Raw genomic sequence first — 2,182 nt, 5'->3', positions numbered from 1 at the left:
CCGGACTGGAGCGGGTAGAGGTCGACGCCGACGCGGCCCATGGTGATGACGTCGAACGTTGTCATGCGGCGATCCCGGCGAGGAAGTCGACGCAGGCGCGCACATCGGCGAGGGGTCCGCCGCCGGGCGCGGGCTCCGCGTCGATGATCATGTCCTGCTCCAGGACGTACCAGCCGTCGTAGCCGGCGCCCTCCAGGGAGCGGATGATCCCGGCGATGTCGATGTCGCCCGCGCCGAGCGGGCGGTAGATGCCGTCCCGGACGGCGCCGGTGTACGGGGTCGCGCCGGACTGGACGGCCTCGGCGAGCGACGCGTCCACGTCCTTGAGGTGGACGTGCGCGATCCGGTCGGGGACGCGTGCGGCGAGGCCGGCCGGGTCCGTGCCGCCGATCAGCAGGTGCCCGGTGTCGAGGCAGAGCGGGATTCCCGAGCCGTCGAGGACGCGCCGAACCTCGTCGGACCGTTCCACCATCGTCCCGACGTGCGGGTGCAGCACCGCCCGGACGCCGGCCTCGGCCGCGACCGCGTCGATCCGGTCGAGGTTGCCGAGCAGCGCCGCCCAGCCGTCCGCGCCGAGCGCCGGGCGCTCGTCGTAGCCGGCCAGCCCGTGCACGGCCGCGAGGACCAGCGTGAGACGCTCGTTGGAGCGTTCCACACCGAACCCGGACAGGATCCGGCGGACCTCGGGCAGCGGGTCGCGGTCCGGGTCGTGCAGCACGACCGGCGCGAACCCGCCCACCGCGCGGAGCCCGTGCTCGGCGAGCAGCGCGGCGCGCTCGGCGGCCCCGGCCGGCAGGAAGCCGTCCGGCCCGAACTCCGTGGCGGCCAGCCCGAGGTCGCGCATCTCCGCCAGCACCCGCGCGGGCGCCAGCTGGTGGCCCCAGCCCGGCACCTCGCACACCCCCCATGAGATCGGGGCTCCCGCGACACGATCCTTGATCATCGACTCACCATCTCTCCAGGGGGACGCGCTCCGGCCGGGCCGTGGCACCGGCTCCGCCGAGTCTGCTGAAGGTCATGCGGAGATGTCAATAGTTTGTTAGGACATTATGAGGTAATAAGTTAAACACACACTCCGAGGTACGATCGTCCCGGACGAGAGGAGGCGATGGGTGTACCGACCGCGCGTGTCCGTCGACCGCAGCAGCCCCGTGCCGCTGTACTACCAGCTCGCCCAGCAGCTGGAGGCCGCGATCCGGGCGGGTGAGCTGACCCCGGGCACCCGGCTGGAGAACGAGGTCGAGCTGGCCGACCGGTGCGGGCTGTCCCGCCCGACCGTCCGGCAGGCGATCCAGCACCTGGTGGACCGGGGGCTCCTGGTGCGCAAGCGGGGCGTCGGCACGCAGGTGGTGCAGTCGGAGATCCGCCGCCCGATCGAGCTGACCAGCCTGCACGACGACCTGGCGGCGGCCGGCCGCGAGCCGCGCACGCAGGTCCTGGACCTCGGCCCCGTCCCGGCCGAGGACACGGTGGCCAAGGAGCTCGGCCTCCCGCCCGGCACCGAGGTCGTCCGGATGCGCCGCATCCGCTGCACCGGCGACGAGCCGCTCGCGCTGCTCACCAACTACCTGCCGCTCGACCTGATCAGGGTGACCGAGGCCGACCTCGCCGAGCACGGCCTGTACGAGCTGCTCCGCGCCACCGGGATCAACCTGCGCATCGCGAACCAGACGATCGGCGCGCGCGGCGCGACGGCGGCCGAGGCCCGGCTGCTGGACGAGCGGCGCGGCGTCCCGCTGCTGACCATGAACCGCACCGCCTACGACGACAAGGGCGCCGCGATCGAGTACGGCTGCCACGTCTACCGCGCCGACCGCTACTTGTTCGCGCTCACCCTCGTCGAGCGGTAACCGCCGGGGGACGGCCCGCCGAACCCCGGACGAATCTTCTTGATCAATTAGAGCGCTCTATTGAATTAGAGCGCTCTAACGCTTACGGTGCAGGCGTCCGCATCGCGCATCTGGAGGAACCCGATGCACCTGAGACCCACCCCCGAGGGCGTCCGCCTGGCGGCCGCCGCGACGACCGTGGCACTCGCCGCGGCCGTGCTGCCCGCCGTCCCGGCCGCCGCCGACGGCGACGAGCTCGCCCAGGTCCGCGCCACGCTGGAGACGCCGCCGAACTTCGACGACGAGGCGGGCGGCAACGCCAACGCCGACGACCCGGCGATCTGGAGCCACCC

Annotated in this window: 2 protein-coding genes and 1 pseudogene; 2 read left to right on the top strand and 1 reads right to left on the bottom strand. The window is 72.8% G+C overall.

Annotated elements, in window-relative coordinates:
• Window positions 1-61: 61 nt before the first annotated feature.
• Window positions 62-943, bottom strand: a complete 882-nt coding sequence (locus tag ACIWVC_RS34190; RefSeq protein WP_396452534.1) for a TIM barrel protein — start codon at window positions 941-943, stop codon at window positions 62-64.
• 169 nt (window positions 944-1,112) lie between these two features.
• On the opposite strand from ACIWVC_RS34190, the gene ACIWVC_RS34185 reads away from it, so the two are divergent.
• Together ACIWVC_RS34185 and ACIWVC_RS34180 are read left to right on the top strand one after the other, a co-directional pair.
• Window positions 1,113-1,850, top strand: a complete 738-nt coding sequence (locus tag ACIWVC_RS34185) for a GntR family transcriptional regulator (protein WP_396452535.1) — start codon at window positions 1,113-1,115, stop codon at window positions 1,848-1,850.
• 123 nt (window positions 1,851-1,973) lie between these two features.
• Window positions 1,974-2,182: pseudogene (locus ACIWVC_RS34180) on the top strand (hydrolase); the annotation flags it as partial.

This window comes from Actinomadura sp., from assembly GCF_044508335.1.
Classification (GTDB): domain Bacteria; phylum Actinomycetota; class Actinomycetes; order Streptosporangiales; family Streptosporangiaceae; genus Spirillospora.
Note: the sequence above shows the minus strand (reverse complement) of the source record. Positions and strands in the feature narration are given on the sequence as shown.

Coding starts and splice junctions, on each gene's coding strand:
- ACIWVC_RS34190 (WP_396452534.1), bottom strand. CDS start 943: ATGATCAAGGATCGTGTCGCGGGAGCCCCGATCTCATGGGGGGTGTGC.